The organism is Clostridium sp. Marseille-P2415 (genome assembly GCF_900155545.1).
Taxonomy (GTDB): Bacteria; Bacillota; Clostridia; order Lachnospirales; family Lachnospiraceae; genus Lacrimispora.
Map to the genome: position 1 here is coordinate 636,346 of NZ_LT732526.1, position 25,922 is coordinate 662,267.

Genomic DNA, 25,922 nt, shown 5'->3' on the forward strand with positions numbered 1-25,922 from the left:
CCTTTCTGCAGGACGTATGGTAGGCCTTTCTGCCTGTATTGCCGGTACTCTGCTTCAGAAACCGGGTTACAGCGGCAAATTCTTTCCGAATCTTCCTGATTTCGGAATCTGGTGGGTATTCGTTGTACTGTTGATCTGTATCGGTATCTGCACAATTTTCGGATTAATCAATGGTATGGTTATTTCCTACCTTAAGGTTCCTGCCTTCATCGGAACTTTGGGCATGCAGTTGATCGTTTACGGCGTCTGCCTGGTCTATACCAATGCGACACCAATCGGCGGTTACCGCCCGGCTTACACGGAAGTAGCAAAGGGCAGGCTTTTCGGGGTGGTTCCGTACTTGTTCTTAATCGCTTTGGCAATCGGCCTTGTGATATGGTTTGTTTACAACAAAACACCACACGGCAAATATATGTATGCCATCGGCGGAAACGAACAGGCAGCAGAAGTTTCCGGCGTCAATACAAATAAAACGAAAATCATCATCTACGTGACAGCAGCAGCCCTTTACGCATTGGGCGGTTTCCTGGTTGGTGCAAAATCCGGCGGTTCCTCGGTTAACATGGGTATGGGCTGGGAACTGGAAGCCATAGCGGCATGCACCATCGGCGGTGTCTCCGTAAACGGCGGTATCGGTAAAGTATCAGGCGTTCTGATCGGTGTTCTGGTATTCGAGATTTTAAAGACCTGCTTACAGTATCTGGGCGTTGATACCAACTATCAGTATATTGCACAGGGTATCGTTATCGTGGTAGCGATTGCTTTGGATATCAGAAAGTATATTGCAAAGAAATAGTTTCTAAAAAAACGTCGTGCAGTATTCTGCCGGGGTTAAAATAGGAATCGGAGCGAAGGCAGTGAAATCTTATGGAATATTCAGCCTTCGCTTCGATTCTTTTTCTGTTATATTGTCAAAAGTGTTATAATGCCAGTAACCTCTTCGGACTCCTGCGGCTTGGCTCTCTATTAAGACGGCTACGGCAGCTGACTCAGCCTGCTGTTCTGATATTCTCCCGAAAATGTCACGTCTTCACCGAACCAGGAAGGAGGAATGAAGCTTTCCGCCTCAGCTTTGTCGGGAAATTCCACCTCAGCTAACATAAGGCCTTCAAACCGTCCCTCAAAGATATCCAGTTCAATGATCAGATGATCCGAGCCTTCTGCGGGAATCAGATACCGCTTTTTGGTCAGGATGTGGCCGTCGGCCTTTCGGATCAGGTGTTCATAGGAATCTGCGGTCAGGGGAAGATTGTATTCCTCACGGATCAAAAGGCCCTTTGATTTATAAGTGAGGTAAAATGCTTCATCCTCCCTGCGGATGCGGACTACGGGATCGGTTGAGAGATAACCCTGTTCTATGAAGTGATGAGGGTAGGAAGTGTAACAGGCCGGCGGCCGGGATATCAAATATTTACGTTCTATTTCCATGGATAAATCCTCCTGTTTCAGTGTCTTGCACTGCCAAATGCTGTTAGTATACCACATGGGTACAAAAAATAGAAGATGGTGGCAAAAAGCAGGAAAACGTGGTAATATGAAAAATACAGTAAAATACAGGAGAATAAGAATATGAAACGGTTAAATAGACGGATTTTCACACTTTTTTTCCTATTGGGGGCAGTATGCCTGATCCAGGGCTGCGCTCCTTTGAGTCAGGAAAAAGGAGGCAGCGAAGGTTCGGCATCAGAAGCGGGAACGGAAGAAAGCGTCGAGGAAAAAGGGCCAAAAATCGGGGTGAGCATCTATCGCTATGATGATACATTTATGAAACTCTATCGATCCGAGTTAAAACAATACCTGGAAGAAACCTATCATGCGGAAGTGATCATGCGCAATGCCGGCGGAGACCAGGAAGAGCAGAACCGGCAGGTCAGACAGTTTCTTTCGGAGGGGTGTGACGGGATCATTGTGAATCCTGTTGAAGTTTTAGCAGCGGGCGGGCTTGCCGATGCCTGCAGCCAGGCAGGGGTTCCTCTGGTCTTTATTAACCGTGAGCCTCCGGAGGCGGAACGGAAGCGGTGGCAGGAGAACCACATGGCAGTGTCCTGTATTGGAACAGATTCCAGACAGGCGGGAACGTATCAGGGAGAAATCATCCTGGAAACTCCAAAAAAGGGGGATTTAAACGGAGATGGAGTGGTATCCTATGTTATGCTTATGGGGGAAGAAGGCAATGAAGACAGCCGTTACCGGACGGAATATTCCATTAAGGCCCTGGAAGACGGGGGCATGAAGACAGAAGAACTTTTTTCCGGAAATGGGGATTGGAATATGGATAACGGGAAGAAACTTGTAGAAGCGGCTCTTGCCGCCTATGGCAGCCGGATAGAAGTCATTTTCTGCAACAACGATGCCATGGCAAACGGCGCTTTGGAAGCTGTGGAAGAGTCGGGCCGTATGCCGGGAAAAGATATCTGCCTGGTGGGCGTAGATGCGCTTCAGGAAACGGTGGAGTATATAAAAGAAGGAAAAATCACCGGGACTGTTTTAAATGACCATGAGGGACAATCCCGGACTGCCGCCGATACTTTAATAGAAATGATCGGAGGAGAAGAGGCGGACACAAGGTATCTGGTGGATTATATTAAGATCACTATGACCAGCACATTTCATAATTTAAAAGGAGACGATTAAAATGGCAAAGGTGTATGCATTTTTAGCTGACGGATCAGAGGAAGTGGAGTTATTGGCTGTTGTGGATGTTTTGATAAGAGGCGGCCAGGATGTAAAGCTTGTTTCCGTAACCGGAAAAAAAGATGTGATAAGCGCACATCGGGTGAAAATTCAGGCGGATTTTGATTTTTCAGAAGTGGACTGTAAGGATGCGGATGTTCTGTTTCTCCCGGGCGGAATGCCGGGGACCAGAAATTTAGGATTACATAAAGGGCTGGTAAATGCCTTAAAAGAAGCTCACGCAGAGAATAAAAGAATAGCGGCAATTTGTGCGGCACCAAGTATTTTAGGAAGTCTTGGCATTCTGGAAGGAAAAAAAGCGACCTGTTTTCCGGGCTTTGAACCGGAGTTAAAGGGAGCACAGTATACGAGGCAGGGGGTCGTTACGGATGGCAATGTAACGACAGCCAGGGGGCTTGGCTATGCCCTGGATATGGGAATTGAGCTTTTAAGGCTCCTGACGGATGAGAGCCATGCCCGCCAGATTAAGGAGGCAATTCAGTACGATCAGATTCCTATGTAACAGGGCAGGGATTGCCGGAAAAGGATCATCCGTCCGCTGGATCCTTATATCGGAAAGAAGATGCAGGAGTTTTCAGGAAAAACCTGATTTTATCGTAAATAATACTGGAATTTACAGGACGAGTATGTTATAATGCTAAATTGAAGTGTAACGCCCTGTCGGTATGGCGGTTCACATATATTTCAAGGAGGAACCCTTTAATGAGTTTACAAGTAGAAAAATTAGAAAAAAACATGGCAAAGTTAACGGTAGAAGTGCCGGCTGAAGAGTTTGATAAGGCTCTTACTGCAGCTTATAATAAGAATAAGGGCAGATTCAATATCCCTGGTTTCAGAAAAGGAAAAGCTCCTCAGGCCATGGTTGAGAAGATGTATGGAGCAGGCATCTTATATGAGGATGCGGTTAACGAAGCTCTTGATGCGACATATGGAGATGCAGTGGGAGAAAGCGGACTGGATATTGTTTCCAGACCTGAAATTGACATTGTACAGGTTGAAAAAGGGAAGACTCTGATCTATACGGCTACCGTTGCCGTCAAGCCGGAAGTGACCTTAGGTGAGTATAAGGGCATTGAAGTAACCAAGGCATCCGCTGAGGTTACGGATGAGGACATCGAAGCAGAATTAAAGAGAGTTCAGGAACAGAATTCCAGACTGATCACTGTGGAAGACAGAACCGTGGAAGACGGCGACCAGACGGTCATTGATTTCGAAGGCTTTGTAGATGGAAAGACATTTGACGGAGGCAAGGGCGAGGATTATCCGCTTGCCATCGGTTCCCATTCTTTTATCGATACATTTGAAGAACAGCTGATCGGCAAGAACATCGGTGAAGAGTGTGAGGTGAACGTAACATTCCCCAATGAGTATCATGCAACGGAACTGGCAGGAAAGCCGGCCGTATTTAAAGTAAAGGTAAAGGAAATCAAGAGAAAAGAGCTTCCGGAGTTAAACGATGAGTTTGCAGGCGAGGTTTCTGAATTTGAAACGTTAGAAGAATACAAGAAAGACATCAAAGAGAAGGTTGCATTAAGAAAAGAGAAGGCAGCTGCAACAGAAAATGAAGACCATGTGGTAGAAAAGGTTGTTGAGAACGCTGCCATGGAGATTCCTGAGCCGATGATTGACAGCCAGGTGAACAACATGGTGAATGACTATGCAAGAAGAATGCAGGGCCAGGGGCTGTCCCTTGACCAGTATATGAAGTTTACCGGGATGACCATTGAAACTTTAAAGGAACAGATGAAGCCGCAGGCAATCAAGAGAATCCAGACCAGACTGGTGCTGGAGGCTGTTGCAAAGGCTGAGAACATCACCGTTTCCGATGAGGCGGTAGAAAAAGAGATCGCCGGCATGGCAGAGTCTTACAAGATGGAAGCTTCTCAGGTTAAGGAATACCTTGGGGAGAACGGCATTGAGCAGATGAAGGAAGATCTGGCGGTTCAGGAAGCAGTAGATTTTCTGGTTGCTGAGGCAAAATTAGTTTAAGAAGTTTAACCCGAATAGATTCCTGGCATCTCGTCCGGAGTCTATTCGGTTTTGAGTAAGAAAGAAAAGACAGGAGGAAGACAGATGAGCTTAGTACCTTATGTCATTGAATCAACCAGTAAGGGCGAACGTTCTTACGATATTTATTCCAGGCTTCTTAAGGAGAGGATCATATTCCTCGGGGAAGAAGTGTCAGATGTGTCAGCCAGCATTATTGTGGCTCAGCTGTTGTTTTTAGAGGCAGAGGATCCCAATAAGGACATCAATCTCTATATTAACAGCCCGGGCGGGTCCGTCACTGCAGGCATGGCGATTTATGATACCATGAACTATATCAAATGTGATGTTTCGACTGTCTGCATGGGCATGGCAGCAAGCATGGGAGCCTTTTTGTTAGCCGGCGGAACAAAGGGGAAGAGGTTTGCTCTTCCCAATTCGGAAGTCATGATCCATCAGCCTTCCGGCGGAGCAAAAGGCCAGGCGACTGAAATCAGGATCGTAGCTGAGAACATTCTGAAGATAAAGAAGCGTTTAAATGAGATTCTGGCCGCAAAAACAGGCCAGCCGTATGAGGTAATCGAACGCGATACCGAACGTGACAATTATATGAATGCGGAAGAAGCAAAAGAATATGGCTTGATTGACGATATTCTCTACAGCCATGACCGTTAAGAATTGGAATTCTAATGCCCAAATGGCATGGCGATTAACAGGAAAGGATGAGGTGTGTATATGCCGGTCAGAACAGACGACAAGATCCGATGCTCTTTTTGCGGGAAAACCCAGGACCAGGTAAAGAAATTGATTGCCGGTTCCAATAATGTCTACATCTGTGATGAATGCATTGATTTGTGCGCGGAGATATTAGAGGAAGAATTCGACAGCCATGAGGAAGAAGGACCTGATTTCAGCGATATCAACCTGATGAAGCCGAAGGAAATCAAGTCATTTCTGGACGATTATGTCATCGGTCAGGATAATGCAAAAAAAGTATTGTCCGTAGCAGTCTATAACCACTATAAGAGAATCACTTCCAGAAAGAAAATGGATGTGGATGTGCAGAAGAGCAATATTCTGATGTTGGGGCCTACCGGTTCCGGTAAAACTTATCTTGCGCAGACTTTGGCGAAGGTGCTGAATGTTCCGTTTGCCATTGCAGATGCTACCGCCCTTACAGAAGCCGGCTATGTAGGTGAGGATGTGGAGAACATCCTTTTAAAACTGATTCAGGCCGCTGATTATGATATCAGCCGGGCTGAATATGGAATTATCTATATTGATGAGATCGATAAGATCACAAAAAAGTCGGAAAATGTGTCCATCACCAGAGATGTTTCCGGTGAAGGAGTCCAGCAGGCTCTCTTAAAGATTCTGGAAGGCACGGTTGCAAGTGTTCCTCCTCAAGGGGGAAGAAAGCATCCGCACCAGGAGCTTCTTCAGATCAATACCACCAATATCCTGTTCATCTGCGGCGGCGCTTTTGACGGACTGGAAAAAATTATTGAACGCCGTTTGAGCGCAGGCTCCATCGGTTTTAATGCGGAAATCGTAGATAAGAATAAAACGGATATTGATGACCTTCTGAAAAAAACGCTTCCCCAGGATCTGGTGAAATTCGGCTTGATTCCGGAGTTTATCGGCCGTGTACCGATTACCGTGTCATTGGAACTCTTAGACAGGGACACTTTAGTTAAGATCATGACAGAACCAAAGAATGCCCTGATCAAACAGTATCAGAAGCTGTTTGAACTCGACGATGTAAAACTTGAACTGACCAGAGAAGCTGTGGAACGGATCGCGGAGCTGGCAGTAGAAAGAAAGACTGGCGCCAGAGGCTTACGTTCCATTATGGAAAGCGTAATGATGGATCTGATGTACGAGATCCCGTCCGACAACAGCATTGGAATCTGTAAGATTACCAAAGAGGTTGTAGATAAGATGGGCGAGCCGGAATTAGTCTATCGGGATACGGCAGTTCCCAGAAAATCACTGGCTCAGAAGCTAAGAAAAGATAAGACAGGCGAGATCGCATAGGTCCCTGCATGAGTCGGGAAGGTGTTACAGCGAAAAAATCTGCTGGAACACCTTTTTGAATGCAAAGGAGAGAACATAATGGTGGATAAGACAATCACAATGCCAGTTATCGCCCTGCGCGGCATGACTGTTCTTCCCAAAATGATGTTACATTTTGATATCAGCCGCACGAAATCCGTTGCGGCTGTGGAGAAAGCAATGGTAGGAGATCAGATGGTATGTCTGGTTACCCAAAGAAATCCTGAGGAGGCTGACCCTGGAATTGATGATTTGTTTCAGGTGGGAACCGTGGCTCTCATCAAGCAGCTGGTAAAGCTGCCGAATAACGTGATACGCGTCATGGTGGAAGGCCTGGAGCGTGTGGAGCTTTTAGCACTGGACAGCGAGGAGCTTGTCCTGATCGGGGAAATCGGGAAGATCCTGGAACAGGACGATACCATCGATTATATTACCGGACAGGCTATGATACAGATCATACAGGAGAAGCTGGAAGAATACGGGAAAGAGAATCAAAGGATCGGAAAGGAAGTGCTTCCCAATCTTCTGGTGCTTACGGATTTAGGAGAGCTGTTAGACCAGATTGCAGTCCAGCTTTCCTGGGATTACCGGGTACGCCAGCAGATTTTGGAAAGTACCCTGTTGGAAGAAAGATATGCATTGGTAATGAGGCATCTGGTGACAGAGATTGAGGTCACAAAAGTAAAACGGGAACTGCAGTCCCATGTAAAGGACCGGATCGACAAAAATCAGAAGGATTATATCTTAAGGGAACAGTTAAAGGTAATACGGGAAGAGCTTGGAGAGGATAATCCTCTTTCTGATGCGGACGAGTACACCAAGAGGTTAAAAGCATTAAAAGCGGACAAGGAAACCAAGGATAAGATCCAGAAGGAGATTGAACGCTTTAAAGCCATGCCGGGAGGAAGCCAGGAAGCCAATGTGGTCCGCATGTATCTGGAGACGGTTTTGGAGCTTCCCTGGAAGAAGCTGTCTAAGGATAACAACAGCATCACCCATGCCGAGGAAATACTTAATGAGGATCACTATGGACTTGAGAAGGTAAAGGAACGGATCCTGGAATATCTGGCAGTCCGGGTGCTCACAAAAAAAGGATCCAGCCCCATTATATGTCTGGTAGGACCTCCGGGAACCGGAAAGACCTCCATTGCCCGGTCCGTAGCAAAAGCTTTAAACAAGGAATATGTGAGGATCAGCCTGGGAGGGATCCGGGATGAAGCTGAGATCAGGGGACACCGGAAAACCTATGTAGGTGCCATGCCGGGCCGGATCGTGGAAGCTATAAGGCAGGCCGGAGTCAGCAATCCCTTAATGCTTCTTGACGAGATCGACAAGGTCAGCAGTGATTATAAGGGAGACACCTCTTCCGCCCTGCTGGAGGTTTTGGACAGTGAACAGAATGTGAAATTCCGGGATCATTACGTGGAGCTTCCCATTGATTTATCCAACGTATTGTTCCTTACAACGGCCAATACGACCACGACCATACCGGGGCCGCTTTTGGACCGCATGGAAATCATTGAAGTTAACAGCTATACGGAGAATGAAAAATTTCATATTGCAAAGAATTATTTAGTGAGAAAGCAGCGGGAGAAGAATGGGCTTAAGCCGGAGCAGGTATCCATATCGGACAAGGCTCTTGAAAAGATCATCCATCATTATACCAGGGAAGCCGGAGTGAGAAATTTAGAGCGGCGGATCGGGGCTGTTTTCCGAAAGGCAGCGAGAGAATTTCTGGAAGACGGGAAACGGGCCATCAAGATCACGGAAAACAACCTGGAGAAATATCTGGGCAGGGAAAAAGTGACCTTTGAGGATGTGAATGAGGAGGATCAGGTGGGGATCGTCAGAGGCCTTGCCTGGACCAGTGTCGGCGGAAATACGCTTCAAATCGAAGTCAATGTCATGCCAGGCAAAGGAACCCTTCAGATGACCGGACAGATGGGGGATGTGATGAAGGAATCTGCCCAGACCGCTTTGAGTTATGTTAAGTCGGTCTGCCCGGAGTATAAGGTAAAGGATGACTATTTTGAGAAGCATGATATCCATCTTCACATCCCGGAAGGAGCGGTTCCAAAGGATGGCCCGTCCGCGGGAATCACCATGGCAACGGCTATGCTCTCAGCTGTCACAAACTGTAAGGTAAACGCAAAGGTAGCCATGACCGGAGAAATCACCCTTCGCGGCCGTGTGCTTCCGATCGGAGGCTTAAAGGAAAAAATACTGGCTGCCCGTATGGCTCATGTGGAGAAAGTCCTGGTTCCGGATAAGAACCGCCCGGATATTGGGGAGCTGTCCAAAGAAATAACCAAAGGGCTTGAAATTATCTATGTAAAGAGTATGCCGGAGGTATTAAAAGAAGCTTTCGTTCGTGTATAGAAAGGAAACCATATGATTATTAAAACAGTGGAATTGGAGACCGTATGCGGTATAACCAGCAAGCTTCCGGAGAATACCAGGCCGGAGTTCGCATTTACCGGCAAGTCTAATGTGGGGAAATCCTCTCTGATCAATGCTCTGATGAACCGCAAATCCTTTGCCAGGATCTCGTCCCAGCCGGGGAAAACTCAGACCATTAATTTTTATAACATCAACGATGCTTTATACTATGTGGATCTTCCGGGCTACGGTTATGCCAAGGTATCCCAGGAAGTGAAGGCAAAATGGGGGAAGATGATTGAAAATTACCTTCATAAGTCTCCCATGCTTCGATGTGTGTTCCTGTTGATTGATATCCGCCATGAGCCTTCCGAAAATGACAAGACCATGTACGACTGGATCGTGTACAATGGTTACCAGCCTGTGATCATTGCCACCAAGCTTGATAAAATCAAGAGGAGCCAGGTACAGAAGGCCGTAAAGACCCTTCGGACCGGGCTTGGGATCGGAAGTGACGTGACCGTCATTCCCTTTTCTGCAGAGACCAAGCAGGGCAGAGAAGAAATATGGGATATGATTTTAGAAACTGTAAATAGTCTTGACAAGGAGTAAAAATCTTTTTATAATGAACCTATTTATTACATAGAGTTCATTCTGGGAAGAAGAGGAGAAAATAGTTATGAAAAAGACAATAAAGAAGATCGTGTCAGCTCTTTTGGCGGCTACCCTGGCAGCGGCGGCCCTTACCGCCTGCGGAAGCGGCAATACCACAACAGAAACGACTGCGGCAGCCGGTAAGGAAGCGGCCGGGAAAAAGGTGCTGAAGGTTGCCATGGAATGCAGTTATGCACCGTATAACTGGACACAGCCAACGGATGCAAACGGAGCCGTTCCTATTTCCGGAAGCTCTGACTTCGCTTATGGCTATGACGTGATGATGGCTAAGAAAATAGCAGATGAGCTGGGCTATGATCTGGAAATCGTAAAGCTGGATTGGGATTCCCTTGTTCCTGCGGTCCAGTCCGGAAAGGTCGACTGTGTCATTGCAGGGCAGTCCATTACCGCAGAGCGTCTGCAGTCCGTGGATTTTACAGATCCTTATTATTATGCCACCATTGTAGCCCTGGTGAAAGCCGGAGGCAAATATGAGAACGCCGGGAGCGTTGCAGACCTTGCGGGAGCAACCTGTACTTCTCAGTTAAATACCATCTGGTATGACAACTGCCTGCCTCAGGTTCCGGACGCAGACATTCAGCCGGCGCAGGAATCCGCGCCAGCCATGCTGGTAGCTTTAAGCTCCGGCAGATGTGACCTGGTTGTAACGGACAAGCCAACCGGCCAGGCGGCCCTAATTGCATATCCTGATTTCAAACTGCTTGATTTTACCGGAACCGATGGCGCGTTTGAAGTCTCTGATGAAGACATCAACATCGGCATTTCTTTAAAGAAGGGCAACACCGAATTAAAGGATGCCATCAATGGAGTACTTTCCAAAATGAGCAAGGATGACTTTAATAAGACGATGGAAGAGGCGATTTCCGTACAGCCGTTGTCAAAGTAATCCGATATAGAAAATAGAATCAGGGCTTGCAGGCACGGGACAAGGACGTTCTTATTTCCGTGCCGCTTGTTCTGTTTTAGTGAAGCTGTGAAAGGGAGAAGGTTGTATATGTCTTTGCCATCAGATTTTTTTGGTAGAATTGTATTTATCCTGCAAAAATACGGTCCGTCCTTTTTAAATGGGGCGGGAAAGACCATGGCGATTGCCATTGTAGGTACGTTTATCGGATGCATCATCGGTTTTGCTGTGGGAATCATACAGACGATTCCTGCATCGAAAAATGACAATCCGGTTAAGCATTATTTGTTGAAATTAGTCAAGCTCATCTTAAATATCTATGTAGAGGTATTCCGCGGAACGCCGATGATGGTCCAGGCCATGTTTATATTCTACGGTTCTTCCGCCCTGTTTGGGATTAATATGTCCATTGTTTTTGCTGCTTATTTTATTGTATCCATTAATACCGGGGCTTATATGGCAGAGACGGTAAGGGGCGGAATCCTTTCCGTTGATCCGGGTCAGACTGAGGGAGCCAAGGCAATCGGCATGACCCATTTCCAGACCATGGTTCAGGTCATTATGCCGCAGGCACTGCGTAATATTATGCCGCAGATCGGCAACAATCTGATCATCAACATTAAGGATACCTGTGTGCTTTCCGTCATTGGCGTGGTGGAATTATTCTATGCGACAAAAGGCGTTGCAGGCGCGTATTATACTTATTTTGAGGCATTTACCATTACCATGATCATTTATTTTCTCCTGACCTTCACCTGTTCCAGAATTCTGCGTTACTGGGAGAAGAAGATGGACGGTCCTGACAGCTACGATCTGGCCACCACGGATACACTGGCTTATACCAGCGGCATGGTGAAATTTCCGGATCCGAAAGAGAAGGAGGAGAAATAAATGGCAGGCGGGAAAGTTTTAGAAATTCATCATTTAAGTAAAACCTTTGGAACCAATGTGGTGCTGCGGGATATTGATTTTTCCGTCAATGCAGGCGATGTGACATGTATCATCGGCGCTTCCGGATCCGGAAAGTCGACGCTGCTGAGATGCATCAATCTGCTGGAAACGCCCACTACCGGTGAGATTTTATACCATGATGTGGATATTACGGACCGGAAAATGAATGCTCCGTCCTACCGTACCAAGGTAGGCATGGTGTTCCAGAGCTTTAATTTGTTTAATAACATGACCGTATTGGAAAACTGTCTGGTCGGCCAGGTAAAAGTTCTTAAAAAAGACAAGGAAGAGGCCAGAAGGAAGGCAATGATGTATTTGGAGAAGGTAGGCATGGCTCCTTATATCAATGCAAAGCCAAGACAGCTTTCCGGCGGGCAGAAGCAGAGAGTGGCCATAGCCAGAGCTCTGGCTATGGAGCCGGAGATTCTGCTGTTTGACGAGCCTACATCCGCTCTGGATCCCCAGATGGTGGGTGAGGTATTGGCTGTCATGAGAACCCTGGCCAAAGAGGGCCTTACCATGATCATTGTAACCCATGAGATGGCTTTTGCCAGAGATGTGTCCAATCATGTGGTCTACATGGCGGGCGGAGTCATCGAAGAAGAGGGGGCTCCGGCCGATATATTCGGGAATCCAAAGAAAAACTCTACAAAAGAATTCTTAAACCGGTTCATGCAGGGATAAGAAAAAGCTGATTCAGGATATTCGACTGAATCAGCTTTTTTTCATTGATCTTTGGATAATGGTTCCGGATGCAGGATTTCCATATCGACCGGTGTTATCTTGACAGGAACCGGTTTGACCGGTTCTGGTTTGGCAGGTTCCGCAGAAGTGTTGTCATGAAACGGTTTCGTGAAGAGCTTTCGTATTTTGATCCGGATAAAGGTCTTTGCTACTTTAATAAAAAGTACGAGAATAAAAATTGGCAGGATAATGGTTAACATCAGCCTTACCTTTAAACAGAACTTTTTTTTCTTTAGCTGCTTCAGTTCGAACTGATATTGTTCGTTGATTTCCCGAAGCAATGATTTTTTAGCCTGAATTTTATTCATAATAAATTCCCTTCTTTTTTGCTGTCAGCTGAAACCTTAAGAACCACTCATCAGTGATTTCATGGCAAATGCATAGATTTCCTGGCTTTTTGATTTCCAATGGTCGCACATGATTTCTGCCTGATCCTTGTCCGGAACGGAAAGTTCCAGGTTTATCAGGCAGTTTTTTCCTTCCCGTACCTCACAGTGGACGACGTAGTCCTGGCTGGTGGATTTATAGAAATCAGCGGTAACTCCAACTTCATTGCGGAGCCGGAACTTATTCTCTTTTAAATATTCATCCATATCATGAATGATGGCCGGTGAAATTTTGTTACCGAAAAAAGAAAGGGTTTCCTCCCCTTCCCGGGTAATCTCGTAACGGCTGCTGTTATGATTGGTTTCCACATGGAGAAGTCTGGCCTCCAGCAGTTCATTCAGTGCCTGATTCAGCGTGAAATAAGTGGTATATTCATGTTCCAGAAAAAAGTTTGACAATTGTGCGCTTGTCAGTGGAAAATTTACCTGCTTAAGCATATATAAAATCATCAGTTTGTACAGGGTCATGGGTTCCGACAGCATATTTACCTCCAAGTGGCGCACTTGCCGCGCCGTAAATTCAGGGATGGGTGAAAGGATGGGAAAGTCCCGTCTTTCATTTTTCTATTGCCGGATCAGGTCCCTGACCGCACGGCTTACAACCTCCGCTACACGGGGATCAAATGCCTCCGGCAGGATATTGTCTTCGCTTAACCCGGAAGGCGGCACAAGACCGGCGATGGCAGCGGCGGCGGTAAGCTTCATCTCTTCTGTAATGGCGGAGGCTCTTCCTTCCAAAGCCCCTTTAAAGATGCCGGGGAACACTAAAACATTGTTGACCTGGTTTGGAAAATCGGACCTTCCGGTTCCGATCACTCTGGCACCCGCCGCTTTCGCAAGATCAGGCATGATTTCCGGAACGGGGTTAGCCATGGCGAACAGAATGGCGCCGGAATTCATGGAAGCGACCATTTCTTCGGAAACGATACCCGGAGCGGATACCCCCACGAAGATATCGGCTCCCTTCATGGCATCGGCCAAAGATCCCTGTTTTCCTTCCGGATTGGTCACATCCATCATCTTTTCCTGCATCCAGTTTAAGCCTTCCATGCCCTTTGCCAGAATACCGGCGCGGTCACACATGGTAATATGGGGAAAACCGTAGGTCAGAAGAAGCTTTGTAATGGCGATTCCGGCGGAGCCTGCACCGTTTACCACCACGCGGCATTCTTCTTTTTTCTTTCCGGTCACCTTTAAGGCGTTGATGATGCCTGCAAGAACTATAATGGCCGTACCGTGCTGGTCATCATGGAATACCGGAATGTCTAGGAGTTTCTTTAACCGTTCTTCGATTTCAAAGCAGCGGGGAGCGGAGATGTCCTCTAAATTGATCCCGCCGAAAGCAGGCGCGATATTTACCACTGTTTTGATGATCTCTTCCGTGTCCTGAGTGTCCAGGCAGATCGGGATGGCATTGATCCCTCCGAATTCTTTAAAAAGCACCGCTTTTCCTTCCATAACGGGCATAGCTGCCAGCGGGCCGATGTTACCAAGGCCAAGCACCGCGCTTCCGTCGGAAACCACGGCTATGGTATTGGATTTGATTGTGTATTGGTAGGCAGACTCCGGATCCTGGGCGATAACCTTGCAGGGTTCCGCTACGCCGGGGGTGTAGGCAAGTGCCAGATCTTCCCTGCTATTGACCTTTGCCTTGGAAATGATTTCCAGTTTCCCATTCCATTCTTTGTGCAGCAGTAAAGCTTTCTCATTGGTCGTCATAATCAGTTTGTCCTTTTTTCAACAGTTTTTATTTTATCATACCAATTTTAGGGTTTTAAATCAATAGAAAATATGATAGAATATAGAGTAATTGAATTCAAATAAGATAATAAGACAAGGAAATTAAGATACAGGTGGTACTATGAGAGAACGAATCAACAGGCTGGCAAAGGGCATCATTGATTCAGAGATTCCAAAGATTAAGGTAACCCCATCCGGAATTGACGATGTGGTGCGCTCCGGTGGAGCCACGAGGCGGGAACTTGTCGTTACCAGTGAGAATAATCTGCACATAAAAGGACTTGCATATTCCTCAAACTTCCGCGTCCGGCTCATGAACGGAGCGTTTGGTGGTACATATAACCATCTGGTCTATGAGATAAACGGCAGTTTCCTGGAAGATGGGGATGTGATTAAGGGATCTTTTTATCTGGTTACCAATGGCGGCGAGAGAGAAGTCCCTTATTCTTTTCGTGTAGAACTGAGTACGTCGGGAAAAGCGCTTAGTGATTTAAAGACAGCAGAGGATTTTGCAGATACTGCAAAAAAAGATATGGACACGGCTCTTCGTTTATTTGAGTACCGCGATTTTGTTACGGCCCCGTTTATGAAGGACCTTCATGTAAGGGCAGTCTATGACGGGCTGAAAGGAAGGCCTGACAGAAGAAAGGAACTGGAAGAGTTTCTGACCGCTTTAAAGGTTAAGAAGCCGGTTCAGTTATCGGCAGAAACCGAAGAGCGCAGATTTGGAGAACTGGAGGACGCTGTGAAGGACTGCGTGATCTTAAAGCGCAGCGGCTGGGGCTATGTGAACCTGGAAGTAACGGTGGACTGTGATTTTATAGAGCTGCCGAAAAAAAGCATCGGGGAGCAGGATTTTGATGGTGAGGAATGCAGGGTGCCCTTTCTGGTCCACCCTGTGCGGATGCATCAGGGAGAGAATTTTGGAAGAATTCTTATAACCGGAATGGAAGAACGTTTTATCATCCCGGTTATGGCGGTCAGCAACCCCGGAGGAGGGATATCGGCGGAGGACGCCTTTACAAAGGAGGCTTTCGGCCGTTTTTTAAGACTTCGCCTGGAGGAAGAGGCGGGACAGAAGGATTCCAATACTCTTTATGGAGAGATGGGAAAAGCTCTGGACGAGATCGAACTGATGAAGGGAGAGAAAAGTCTTTTTAAGCTGTTCCGCGCTGAGATATGTCTTGGGGAGGGCAAGCCTTCAAAAGCAGCATTGCTTCTTGATGAGTGCAGGGATGAAATCCTGAATGAGCGGCAGGAAAAAAGAGAGCTTTACTGTTATTATCAGTATTTGCGCATAAAAGTGCAGCCGGACGAGTATCAGAAGGAATCCCTGATCCGTCTCATGAAAAAGTATCTGGAAGAAGACCCGCGGCTCTCCTGGCTTTTTTTATTGCTCGTAAGGCTGGATCATAAGCTTTTTGAGAATCTGCCTGTTTTGTTTTCCCTGTTGAAGCGGCAGTTTGACATGGGAGTTAGAAGCCCTTTTTTCTATGTCTGGGGCTGCAGGGTATTAAACCGTGCACCGGAACTTATAAGAACGGTGGGGCCCCTGGAAATACAGATTCTTTACCACTGTGCAGGAAAAGGGCTGGTGGAGAGAAAGCTGGCCATTGCCGTATCNCTTTCGCAAGATCAGGCATGATTTCCGGAACGGGGTTAGCCATGGCGAACAGAATGGCGCCGGAATTCATGGAAGCGACCATTTCTTCGGAAACGATACCCGGAGCGGATACCCCCACGAAGATATCGGCTCCCTTCATGGCATCGGCCAAAGATCCCTGTTTTCCTTCCGGATTGGTCACATCCATCATCTTTTCCTGCATCCAGTTTAAGCCTTCCATGCCCTTTGCCAGAATACCGGCGCGGTCACACATGGTAATATGGGGAAAACCGTAGGTCAGAAGAAGCTTTGTAATGGCGATTCCGGCGGAGCCTGCACCGTTTACCACCACGCGGCATTCTTCTTTTTTCTTTCCGGTCACCTTTAAGGCGTTGATGATGCCTGCAAGAACTATAATGGCCGTACCGTGCTGGTCATCATGGAATACCGGAATGTCTAGGAGTTTCTTTAACCGTTCTTCGATTTCAAAGCAGCGGGGAGCGGAGATGTCCTCTAAATTGATCCCGCCGAAAGCAGGCGCGATATTTACCACTGTTTTGATGATCTCTTCCGTGTCCTGAGTGTCCAGGCAGATCGGGATGGCATTGATCCCTCCGAATTCTTTAAAAAGCACCGCTTTTCCTTCCATAACGGGCATAGCTGCCAGCGGGCCGATGTTACCAAGGCCAAGCACCGCGCTTCCGTCGGAAACCACGGCTATGGTATTGGATTTGATTGTGTATTGGTAGGCAGACTCCGGATCCTGGGCGATAACCTTGCAGGGTTCCGCTACGCCGGGGGTGTAGGCAAGTGCCAGATCTTCCCTGCTATTGACCTTTGCCTTGGAAATGATTTCCAGTTTCCCATTCCATTCTTTGTGCAGCAGTAAAGCTTTCTCATTGGTCGTCATAATCAGTTTGTCCTTTTTTCAACAGTTTTTATTTTATCATACCAATTTTAGGGTTTTAAATCAATAGAAAATATGATAGAATATAGAGTAATTGAATTCAAATAAGATAATAAGACAAGGAAATTAAGATACAGGTGGTACTATGAGAGAACGAATCAACAGGCTGGCAAAGGGCATCATTGATTCAGAGATTCCAAAGATTAAGGTAACCCCATCCGGAATTGACGATGTGGTGCGCTCCGGTGGAGCCACGAGGCGGGAACTTGTCGTTACCAGTGAGAATAATCTGCACATAAAAGGACTTGCATATTCCTCAAACTTCCGCGTCCGGCTCATGAACGGAGCGTTTGGTGGTACATATAACCATCTGGTCTATGAGATAAACGGCAGTTTCCTGGAAGATGGGGATGTGATTAAGGGATCTTTTTATCTGGTTACCAATGGCGGCGAGAGAGAAGTCCCTTATTCTTTTCGTGTAGAACTGAGTACGTCGGGAAAAGCGCTTAGTGATTTAAAGACAGCAGAGGATTTTGCAGATACTGCAAAAAAAGATATGGACACGGCTCTTCGTTTATTTGAGTACCGCGATTTTGTTACGGCCCCGTTTATGAAGGACCTTCATGTAAGGGCAGTCTATGACGGGCTGAAAGGAAGGCCTGACAGAAGAAAGGAACTGGAAGAGTTTCTGACCGCTTTAAAGGTTAAGAAGCCGGTTCAGTTATCGGCAGAAACCGAAGAGCGCAGATTTGGAGAACTGGAGGACGCTGTGAAGGACTGCGTGATCTTAAAGCGCAGCGGCTGGGGCTATGTGAACCTGGAAGTAACGGTGGACTGTGATTTTATAGAGCTGCCGAAAAAAAGCATCGGGGAGCAGGATTTTGATGGTGAGGAATGCAGGGTGCCCTTTCTGGTCCACCCTGTGCGGATGCATCAGGGAGAGAATTTTGGAAGAATTCTTATAACCGGAATGGAAGAACGTTTTATCATCCCGGTTATGGCGGTCAGCAACCCCGGAGGAGGGATATCGGCGGAGGACGCCTTTACAAAGGAGGCTTTCGGCCGTTTTTTAAGACTTCGCCTGGAGGAAGAGGCGGGACAGAAGGATTCCAATACTCTTTATGGAGAGATGGGAAAAGCTCTGGACGAGATCGAACTGATGAAGGGAGAGAAAAGTCTTTTTAAGCTGTTCCGCGCTGAGATATGTCTTGGGGAGGGCAAGCCTTCAAAAGCAGCATTGCTTCTTGATGAGTGCAGGGATGAAATCCTGAATGAGCGGCAGGAAAAAAGAGAGCTTTACTGTTATTATCAGTATTTGCGCATAAAAGTGCAGCCGGACGAGTATCAGAAGGAATCCCTGATCCGTCTCATGAAAAAGTATCTGGAAGAAGACCCGCGGCTCTCCTGGCTTTTTTTATTGCTCGTAAGGCTGGATCATAAGCTTTTTGAGAATCTGCCTGTTTTGTTTTCCCTGTTGAAGCGGCAGTTTGACATGGGAGTTAGAAGCCCTTTTTTCTATGTCTGGGGCTGCAGGGTATTAAACCGTGCACCGGAACTTATAAGAACGGTGGGGCCCCTGGAAATACAGATTCTTTACCACTGTGCAGGAAAAGGGCTGGTGGAGAGAAAGCTGGCCATTGCCGTATCAAAGCTTACCCTGACTGCAAAACATTTTAACCGCCTTCATTACCGGATGCTGGTAAGGCTTTATAAAGAATTTCCCGAAAAGGAAGTGCTGGAGGCAATCTGTGCCCTGCTGATCAAAGGGGAATGCCGGATGGCGGAAGCCTTTGCCTGGTATGAAAAGGGCATAAAGGCCGGAATCAGTCTGACAAGGCTGTATGAATATTATCTGTATGCGCTGCCTAAGAATTACTGTTATCTGCTGCCAAAGGAAGTGCTCCTTTATTTTTCCTATGGGGGAAACGAACTGGACTTACATAGCAGGACCGTCCTTTATAAAAACGTTCTGGTATATCTGGAACCTTCGGACCCTCTCTATCAGGCTTATGAACGGACCATTGAGAAGTTTGCAACAGAGCAGCTGTTTGAATCGCGGATCAACAGCCGGCTGGCAGCGATTTATGAACGCATGATCTTAAAGGATGTCATTGACCTTCCGATGGCAAAGGTGCTGCCATCCATTCTCCGGTCTTACCGGGTGGAATGCAGCAACAAAAAGATGAAGTACGTCATTGTCTGTTATGAGGAAATGACAGAGGAGGATGCCTTCCTTCTTGAAAATGGGGTCGCTTATGTGCCGTTATTTTCTGAACACAGCATATTGCTCTTTCAGGATTCCTTCGGAAACCGGTATGCCAATATTCCGTATAATAAGGAACCGGTCATGGACCGGGCGGAACTGGAAAAACGCTGCTTTGAACTGTATCCGGAACATCCCATGCTCCGCCTTCGGGCCTGTCAGAAGGTTTTGGACCAGGGAAGCGCTGATATCGAAGAGATCAGAATTTTAGAAAACACCCTGGAAGATCCGAAGCTGCGTCCGCTTTACAAACAGCTCCTGCTTTCCAGAATCATTGAATTTTATCAGAAAGAGACGTTTAAAAGAGAAGAAGGCGGGGAAGGAGCCGGATATCTGCTCAAACTGGATAAGAAAGTCCTTTCCAGATCCGAGCGGATTGGCGTCTGCAATACCCTCATCCATAACGATTACATGGAAGAGGCCTTTGAAATGATCCGGGAATTTGGAAGTGAGGGGATTCCGGCCGAAAGACTGTTTAAAATGTGTACGAAGATGATCCTTCGGAATCTCTTTGATGAAGACCCCCTTCTTTTGCATCTGTCCTACCGGGTTTTCAAAGAAGGGAAAAGTGACAGCGTCATCCTGGATTACCTATGCGAGCATTTTAACGGGCTGACGGACCAGATGTACCGCGTGCTTAAGCGGGGAGTTTCCGAGCATGTGGAGACTTATGATCTGGAAGAACGGCTGACGGCCCAGATGATGTTTTCCGGCTGCAGTTCAAAGCTGGATAAGGTATTTCATCTGTACCGAAGCCGTAAGGAGCCCGGTGACAATATCGTAAAGGCGTATTTTACCATTAAATGTACAGAATACTTTATGAAGGATAAGGAACCGGAGGATAAGGTTTTTGCTTATCTGGAAGGAGTGGTGCAGGCTGCTTCCTTAAAAGGCCGTCTTCCTACTATTTACCTTCTGGCCATTACAAAGTATTATGCACAGCTTTCTGCCCTTGATGAAGACCAGCAGGTGCTGTGCAGCAATACGGTGGCCTTCCTTCTGGAGGAGGGATTCGTGTTCCCCTATTTTAAAGTTCTTGCCAGGTATGCCCCAGTGCCGGAAGATATCATGGATAAAGCCATGGTACAATACTGCGGGGACCGTGATTCCAAAATTGACCTTCAGATCCGGATTCTCCCGGATGAGGAGGAATTCCACAGCGAGGACATTCCGCGCATGTATCAGGGAGTTTTCGTTAAGCAGAAAATATTATTTGAAGGCGAGATCATGGAATACCGGATCCGTGAGCTGATCGATGAAAAATGGGTACTTAAGAAGGAAGGCAGCATAAGCTGCGACACCGGGGGAGCCCCGAAGGATTCGGACAGCAGGTTTGCCTGTTTAAATGAAATGAGCCTTTCCTTAAGCTTAAAGGATGAAACCGGGCTCAAAAAACGGATGCAGGAGTACTTAAAAAAGAATGCTGCTGCGGAAGAGTTATTTCCACTGATGTAAGATAAGGGGGCTGTCGATGGACGGACTGATAATAGGGCTTGATTTATGTGATGCCTATACCCGCATTTGCTGCCATGACAGGGAAAAAACATGGTGCATTCCTACGGTCATCTGCAGGAAAAAGGATGAAGATGCCTGGTATGTAGGGGAAGAGGCTTATGCCTATACCCTTGTGGGTGAGGGAATCATTGTGGACAAGCTGATAAAAATGGTTAGGAAAGAAGGAACTGCGACCTTAAGCGGAACCAAATACGAAGGCCTTGAACTTTTAAAAATGTTCTTAAAGAAAATATTAAAATTTCCAATGGAAGAGTTTTTCTGCGAAGAGGTGAAGCAGCTGGTGATCACCTTACAGAGGGTGGATGGAAGGCTGATGGATGCGCTCATGTACTGCGCGGATTATCTGGGGATTCGCAGAGAACGTGTTCACATCGTCAGTCATACGGAGAGCTTTGTATATTACGTTCTCAGTCAGAAGACAGAAGTCTGGAGCAATCAGGTATGTGTATTCGATCTGTCCGAGGACTCCTTTCATTATCATGAACTCAAGGTGCAGAGAGGCTTAAGAAAGATGGTCGTGGTTGCAGAGGATGAGGACTTAGAGGAGAGCTTTAACCTGGATATACTGGATACGCCATCCGGAGGCAGGCTGGCGGATAAAATCTTAAGTTCCTGTGCGGACCGGCTTCTGCAGAAGAAATTGTTTTCCTCTGTATTCCTCACCGGAAAAGGCTTTGAACGGCATGACTGGGCGGCTGATTCCATGAAGGTGCTCTGTTCCCGCCGGAAGGTCTATATGGAGCCGGAGCTGTTTGCCAGAGGTGCTGCCTTTAAGGGGATGGATTACCTTCAGGAAAAGACATCCTATCCCTTCACCTGCATCTGCGAAGGAAGGCTTCATTCCACCATTTCCATGCAGGTGATACATAAAGAACGGGAGAGCCAGCTGGTGGTGGCCGCTGCCGGAGACAACTGGTATGAATCCAGGAGCAGCGTGGATCTGATCGTTGATAATCAGGATTATGTGGAATTTATGGTAACTCCCATGGATCCAAAGCAGAAACGGCTGGTAAAGATCACCCTGGAGGGATTTCCTGACCGGCCGGAAAAAACCACCCGTGTGGGAATCAGCGTTGGATTTTTGGATGAAAAAACCATGGCAGTGGTACTTAAGGACAAAGGCTTTGGAGAATTGTTCCCGGCCACGGATGCTGTGGTAAGACAAGAGGTCATGTTATGAGTCTGATTCTTTGCCGGCCGGAGCCGGTTCATCATCCCTTTTATTTTGAAGGCCTGGGGGTACGCCTGTATTCTTCCCAGGAGCTTTGCTATGTGATTTATAACAATCCGCTTCTGGTCATGGATGGATTTGTGGATCAGAATCTGATTGAATTTATCCGTGACGATCTGGATATGGCTTTTCTTGCTTCCAAGCTGGATAAATGGCAGCAGAGCGGTGAGGAGCCGGATGAACTCCTGGCCATCATTCTTCATGAATGCGATTACTATCATGCTGCAGAAGTCAGCCGGTTCCGGCAGAAGTTAATTTCTTACAGGAAAATGCCTGCAGCTGAATTTTTAAAGGCAAAAGCGGATTACCTCTTTTCCATAAAACAGTACGGAAAGGCTGTGGCGGAATATCAGAGGATCATTGATCTTCCAAAGGCAGATCGCGGGGATGATGTCTTTCTTGCTAAAATTTATAACAATCTTGGTGCCTCTTACGCCAGATTGTTTATGACCGATAAAGCTTATCAGGCATATCAGAAATCCTTTGATCTGGTGAAAAACGGGGAAGTTTTAAAAAGAATATGCCATCTTGCCCAGTGGAATCCGGCTATGGTGGTAAACGAACGGTTTCAGTCCTTAATCACAGAGGAGTTAAAACAGGAATGCAAAAGCGAAAGGGAAAAAGCAGAGGAGCTGGCGGTCGGAGCGGACAGCCTCAAAGAGCTCGAAAACCTGTTTCAAAAGGACCCGATCAAGCGCATCCATGGAGCCGGAGAGCTTGTTCAGAAGTGGAAACAGGAGTACCGGAATATTATGTCTTGACAAATTGATAAAAAAACACTATCATTACAAAGTATAAGAAAACACCCTGCGGGTATACCTCTATGCCCAAAGAGCATGGGCGGGAATAAGGAAAAGGTAGAGAAGAAGAGGAGTACGCTCACAACCCTGAAAGAGAAAACCGTCCACCGGCTGAAAGGCGGTTAAGGAAGTATGTGCGGAAGGTAGCTTCGGAACCGGAAGGCTGAAATGACGGATATACAGTAAGCTTTCACGCGCGGCTGCGTTAAAGGCTGAGAGATATATGGCAGGAACTGCCATATGAAAAAAGGTGGTACCGCGTTGATTCGCCCTTTGCATCCCAGGGATGCAGAGGGCTTTTCTTTTTTTATGCAACAAACAGAATGCAAAAGGAGAAGATTATGAAAGAGTTAGAAAAAACCTATAACCCGGCAGGGATTGAAGACAAGCTTTACCAGAAATGGCTGGATAAGAAGTATTTCCATGCAGAACCGAACAGGGATAAAAAGCCTTTTACCATTGTAATGCCGCCGCCCAATATTACAGGACAGCTTCACATGGGCCATGCTTTGGATAACACCATGCAGGATATTTTGATCCGCTATAAGAGGATGCAGGGCTATGAGGCTCTGTGGCAGCCGGGAACAGACCATGCGGCCATTGCGACGGAAGTTAAGGTCATTGAAAGCCTTAAAAAGCAGGGGATCGACAAGGCGGATTTAGGCAGGGAAGGATTCCTGGAGAAATGCTGGGACTGGAGAAAAGAGTATGGCGGACGGATCATCAATCAGCTTCATAAGATGGGGTCATCTGCCGACTGGGACAGAGAGCGCTTTACCATGGATGAGGGCTGTTCCGCGGCTGTACAGGAAGTTTTTATCCGGCTCTATGAAAAAGGTTATATTTACAAGGGTTCCCGTATAATAAACTGGTGTCCGGTATGCCAGACTTCCATTTCCGATGCAGAAGTAGAGCATGAGGACCAGAACGGCTTCTTCTGGCATATCAATTATCCCATTGCAGGAGAAGAAGGCAGGTTTGTGGAGATTGCCACGACCAGACCGGAAACTCTCCTTGGGGATACAGCGGTGGCAGTCAATCCGGAAGATGAGCGATATCAGGGCCTGATCGGCAAGATGTTAAAGCTTCCGCTTACGGACCGTGAGATACCGGTTGTGGCGGATTCCTATGTGGACAAAGAGTTCGGTACCGGCTGTGTGAAGATCACACCGGCCCACGACCCCAACGACTTTGAGGTAGGAAAGAGGCATGATCTGCCTGAAATCAACATCATGAATGACGATGCGACCATCAACCTTCCCGGCAGCAAATACCATGGCATGGAGCGTTATGAGGCCAGAAAGGCCATGGTGAAGGATCTTGAGGAGCTGGGCCTTCTGGTGAAGGTGGTTCCCCATACCCATGCAGTAGGGACCCATGACCGCTGTAAAACAACGGTAGAACCCATGGTAAAGCAGCAGTGGTTTGTCAGGATGGAAGAGATGGCAAAGCCGGCGGTTGAGGCGTTAAAGACAGGGAAGCTTAAATTCGTTCCGGAGAGATTTGATAAAATTTACCTTCATTGGCTGGAGAATATCCGCGACTGGTGTGTTTCCAGGCAGTTATGGTGGGGACACCGCATTCCGGCTTACTACTGTGACCGGTGCGGGGAGATCATAGTGGCGAAAGAGGCTCCGGCCGTATGTCCCAAATGCGGAGGAACCTGTTTTGTTCAGGATGAAGATACGCTTGACACCTGGTTTTCCTCTGCCCTCTGGCCTTTCTCCACGCTCGGCTGGCCAAAGGAAACGGAGGATTTAAAATACTTTTACCCAACCGATGTACTTGTTACAGGCTATGATATTATTTTCTTCTGGGTGATCCGTATGGTGTTTTCCGGAATCGAGCAGACGGGTGAGCTTCCATTCCATACGGTGCTGATTCATGGGCTGGTCCGGGATTCCGAAGGACGTAAAATGAGCAAATCCTTAGGTAACGGCATTGATCCCCTGGAGGTCATTGATAAATACGGAGCCGATGCCCTGCGCATGACCCTGATCACCGGAAACGCACCTGGCAATGATATGCGTTTTTACTGGGAGCGCGTGGAAGCCAGCAGAAACTTTGCCAATAAAGTATGGAACGCTTCCCGCTTCATTATGATGAATATAGAGAAGGCGCCCGAAGCAAAGGCAGAGCTTTCAGAACTTACCATTGCGGACAAATGGATTCTGTCCAAGGTGAACACCCTTGCAAAGGATGTTACGGAGAATCTGGATAAATATGAACTGGGAATTGCCCTTCAGAAGGTTTATGACTTTATCTGGGAGGAATTCTGTGACTGGTATATTGAAATGGTGAAGCCAAGGTTGTGGGATGATCAGGATACGACCAAGGCAGCGGCCGTCTGGACGCTGAAAACCGTGCTGATCAGCTCTTTAAAGCTTCTCCATCCTTACATGCCGTTCCTCACTGAGGAAATTTTCTGCAATCTTCAGGAAGAAGAGGAGTCCATTATGATTTCCAGCTGGCCGGAGTACCGGGAGGCATGGAATTTCGAAACCGAGGAGCATGCGGTTGAGACCATCAAGGAAGCTGTAAGAGGGATCCGGAACGTACGTACTTCCATGAACGTTCCGCCGAGCAGGAAGGCAAAGGTTTATGTTGTTTCTGAGAATCAGGAGATTCTTGATATCTTCGAACACAGCAAGGTATTCTTTGCCACTCTGGGTTATGCCGGCGAAGTATATTTACAAAAGGATAAGAGCGGCATAGCAGACGATGCGGTATCAGCGGTGATTCCTCAGGCGGTTATCTATATGCCGTTTGCGGAACTGGTGGATATTGAAAAAGAAGTTGAACGGCTTAGGAAAGAAGAAGAACGTTTAAGTAAGGAGCTGGCTCGCGTTAACGGCATGTTAAGCAATGAAAAGTTCGTAAACAAGGCTCCGGCGGCCAAAATCCAAGAGGAAAAGGCAAAGCTTGAGAAATATGCTCAGATGATGGATCAGGTGAAGGAGAGGCTTTCCCAGCTTTCTTAAAAGCCATCATGAAAAATCGACAAAATAAAATGGAATGTGAAAAACAGTCGAACATGGCAGAATATGCCATGGCCGGCTGTTTTTTATTGTGGCTGCGCCTGTTACAGG

General features: G+C 47.0%; 20 protein-coding genes, 1 pseudogene and 1 other annotated feature. Of the genes and pseudogenes, 16 read left to right on the plus strand and 5 right to left on the minus strand.

What is annotated here, in order from left to right; genetic code table 11:
• Nucleotides 1-796 (plus strand): ABC transporter permease subunit (locus tag BQ9856_RS07900; RefSeq protein ID WP_077610538.1); only part of this gene is annotated, 796 nt, incomplete at its 5' end.
• Nucleotides 797-975: 179 nt separating this feature from the next.
• On the opposite strand, the gene BQ9856_RS07905 is transcribed toward BQ9856_RS07900, so the two are convergent.
• Nucleotides 976-1,428 carry a CYTH domain-containing protein gene (locus BQ9856_RS07905; RefSeq protein WP_077610537.1) on the minus strand — a complete coding sequence of 151 codons (453 nt, stop codon included), beginning with the start codon at nucleotides 1,426-1,428 and terminating at the stop codon, nucleotides 976-978.
• Between the two features lie 141 nt (nucleotides 1,429-1,569).
• On the opposite strand from BQ9856_RS07905, the gene BQ9856_RS07910 reads away from it, so the two are divergent.
• The 10 genes from BQ9856_RS07910 to BQ9856_RS07955 all read left to right on the plus strand — a co-directional run bounded on the left by BQ9856_RS07910 (nucleotide 1,570) and on the right by BQ9856_RS07955 (nucleotide 12,328).
• Nucleotides 1,570-2,634, plus strand: a complete 1,065-nt coding sequence (locus tag BQ9856_RS07910; RefSeq protein WP_077610539.1) for a galactose ABC transporter substrate-binding protein — start codon at nucleotides 1,570-1,572, stop codon at nucleotides 2,632-2,634.
• Between the two features lies 1 nt (nucleotide 2,635).
• Nucleotides 2,636-3,196: a DJ-1 family glyoxalase III gene (locus BQ9856_RS07915; RefSeq protein WP_077610540.1), complete on the plus strand. Its 561-nt coding sequence runs from the start codon at nucleotides 2,636-2,638 to the stop codon at nucleotides 3,194-3,196.
• Between the two features lie 200 nt (nucleotides 3,197-3,396).
• Nucleotides 3,397-4,683 carry a trigger factor gene (gene tig, locus BQ9856_RS07920; protein ID WP_077610541.1) on the plus strand — a complete coding sequence of 429 codons (1,287 nt, stop codon included), beginning with the start codon at nucleotides 3,397-3,399 and terminating at the stop codon, nucleotides 4,681-4,683.
• Nucleotides 4,684-4,767: 84 nt separating this feature from the next.
• The gene (gene clpP / locus BQ9856_RS07925; RefSeq protein WP_077610542.1) at nucleotides 4,768-5,355 is read left to right on the plus strand and encodes an ATP-dependent Clp endopeptidase proteolytic subunit ClpP; all 588 of its coding nucleotides are present in this window, start codon (nucleotides 4,768-4,770) and stop codon (nucleotides 5,353-5,355) included.
• Nucleotides 5,356-5,415: 60 nt separating this feature from the next.
• Nucleotides 5,416-6,717, plus strand: coding sequence for an ATP-dependent Clp protease ATP-binding subunit ClpX (gene clpX, locus BQ9856_RS07930; protein ID WP_077610543.1), 1,302 nt, complete (start codon nucleotides 5,416-5,418; stop codon nucleotides 6,715-6,717).
• Between the two features lie 78 nt (nucleotides 6,718-6,795).
• Nucleotides 6,796-9,114: an endopeptidase La gene (lon, locus tag BQ9856_RS07935; RefSeq protein WP_077610544.1), complete on the plus strand. Its 2,319-nt coding sequence runs from the start codon at nucleotides 6,796-6,798 to the stop codon at nucleotides 9,112-9,114.
• 12 nt (nucleotides 9,115-9,126) lie between these two features.
• Nucleotides 9,127-9,726 (plus strand): ribosome biogenesis GTP-binding protein YihA/YsxC, encoded by a 600-nt coding sequence (gene yihA / locus BQ9856_RS07940; protein WP_077610545.1) that lies wholly within the window; start codon nucleotides 9,127-9,129, stop codon nucleotides 9,724-9,726.
• 67 nt (nucleotides 9,727-9,793) lie between these two features.
• On the plus strand, nucleotides 9,794-10,675 hold the full coding sequence (locus BQ9856_RS07945) for a transporter substrate-binding domain-containing protein (RefSeq protein WP_077610546.1): 882 nt from the start codon (nucleotides 9,794-9,796) through the stop codon (nucleotides 10,673-10,675).
• Between the two features lie 108 nt (nucleotides 10,676-10,783).
• Complete coding sequence (locus BQ9856_RS07950; protein WP_077610547.1) at nucleotides 10,784-11,584, plus strand: amino acid ABC transporter permease; 801 nt, start codon at nucleotides 10,784-10,786, stop codon at nucleotides 11,582-11,584.
• The gene (locus BQ9856_RS07955) at nucleotides 11,585-12,328 is read left to right on the plus strand and encodes an amino acid ABC transporter ATP-binding protein (RefSeq protein ID WP_077610548.1); all 744 of its coding nucleotides are present in this window, start codon (nucleotides 11,585-11,587) and stop codon (nucleotides 12,326-12,328) included.
• Nucleotides 12,329-12,369: 41 nt separating this feature from the next.
• Here BQ9856_RS07955 and BQ9856_RS07960 read toward each other — a convergent pair whose 3' ends face one another.
• The 3 genes from BQ9856_RS07960 to BQ9856_RS07970 form a co-directional block, all read right to left on the minus strand.
• Nucleotides 12,370-12,696 carry a hypothetical protein gene (locus BQ9856_RS07960; RefSeq protein WP_077610549.1) on the minus strand — a complete coding sequence of 109 codons (327 nt, stop codon included), beginning with the start codon at nucleotides 12,694-12,696 and terminating at the stop codon, nucleotides 12,370-12,372.
• A 36-nt stretch (nucleotides 12,697-12,732) separates the two neighbouring features.
• The gene (locus tag BQ9856_RS07965) at nucleotides 12,733-13,257 is read right to left on the minus strand and encodes a DUF4364 family protein (protein WP_077610550.1); all 525 of its coding nucleotides are present in this window, start codon (nucleotides 13,255-13,257) and stop codon (nucleotides 12,733-12,735) included.
• A gap of 81 nt (nucleotides 13,258-13,338) precedes the next feature.
• A complete protein-coding gene (locus BQ9856_RS07970; RefSeq protein WP_077610551.1) occupies nucleotides 13,339-14,493 on the minus strand; it encodes an NAD(P)-dependent malic enzyme in 1,155 nt (384 codons plus the stop codon).
• Between the two features lie 142 nt (nucleotides 14,494-14,635).
• On the opposite strand from BQ9856_RS07970, the gene BQ9856_RS07975 reads away from it, so the two are divergent.
• The gene (locus tag BQ9856_RS07975) at nucleotides 14,636-16,159 is read left to right on the plus strand and encodes a DUF5717 family protein (protein ID WP_235839179.1); all 1,524 of its coding nucleotides are present in this window, start codon (nucleotides 14,636-14,638) and stop codon (nucleotides 16,157-16,159) included.
• On the opposite strand, the pseudogene BQ9856_RS07980 reads toward BQ9856_RS07975, so the two are convergent.
• Nucleotides 16,140-17,027, minus strand: a pseudogene (locus tag BQ9856_RS07980) (NAD(P)-dependent malic enzyme); the annotation flags it as partial. The gene BQ9856_RS07975 and the pseudogene BQ9856_RS07980 overlap by 20 nt on opposite strands.
• A 142-nt stretch (nucleotides 17,028-17,169) precedes the next feature.
• Here BQ9856_RS07980 and BQ9856_RS07985 point away from each other — a divergent pair.
• The 4 genes from BQ9856_RS07985 to BQ9856_RS08000 all read left to right on the plus strand — a co-directional run bounded on the left by BQ9856_RS07985 (nucleotide 17,170) and on the right by BQ9856_RS08000 (nucleotide 25,814).
• Nucleotides 17,170-20,742: a DUF5717 family protein gene (locus BQ9856_RS07985; protein ID WP_077610552.1), complete on the plus strand. Its 3,573-nt coding sequence runs from the start codon at nucleotides 17,170-17,172 to the stop codon at nucleotides 20,740-20,742.
• A 16-nt stretch (nucleotides 20,743-20,758) separates the two neighbouring features.
• Nucleotides 20,759-21,982 carry a DUF5716 family protein gene (locus tag BQ9856_RS07990; RefSeq protein ID WP_077610553.1) on the plus strand — a complete coding sequence of 408 codons (1,224 nt, stop codon included), beginning with the start codon at nucleotides 20,759-20,761 and terminating at the stop codon, nucleotides 21,980-21,982.
• Nucleotides 21,979-22,794: a hypothetical protein gene (locus BQ9856_RS07995; RefSeq protein WP_077610554.1), complete on the plus strand. Its 816-nt coding sequence runs from the start codon at nucleotides 21,979-21,981 to the stop codon at nucleotides 22,792-22,794. The genes BQ9856_RS07990 and BQ9856_RS07995 overlap by 4 nt, the downstream gene beginning before the upstream one ends.
• Nucleotides 22,795-22,884: 90 nt before the next feature.
• Nucleotides 22,885-23,110: a binding site (T-box leader), on the plus strand.
• A gap of 64 nt (nucleotides 23,111-23,174) precedes the next feature.
• A complete protein-coding gene (locus tag BQ9856_RS08000; RefSeq protein ID WP_077610555.1) occupies nucleotides 23,175-25,814 on the plus strand; it encodes a valine--tRNA ligase in 2,640 nt (879 codons plus the stop codon).
• Nucleotides 25,815-25,922 lie beyond the last annotated feature (108 nt).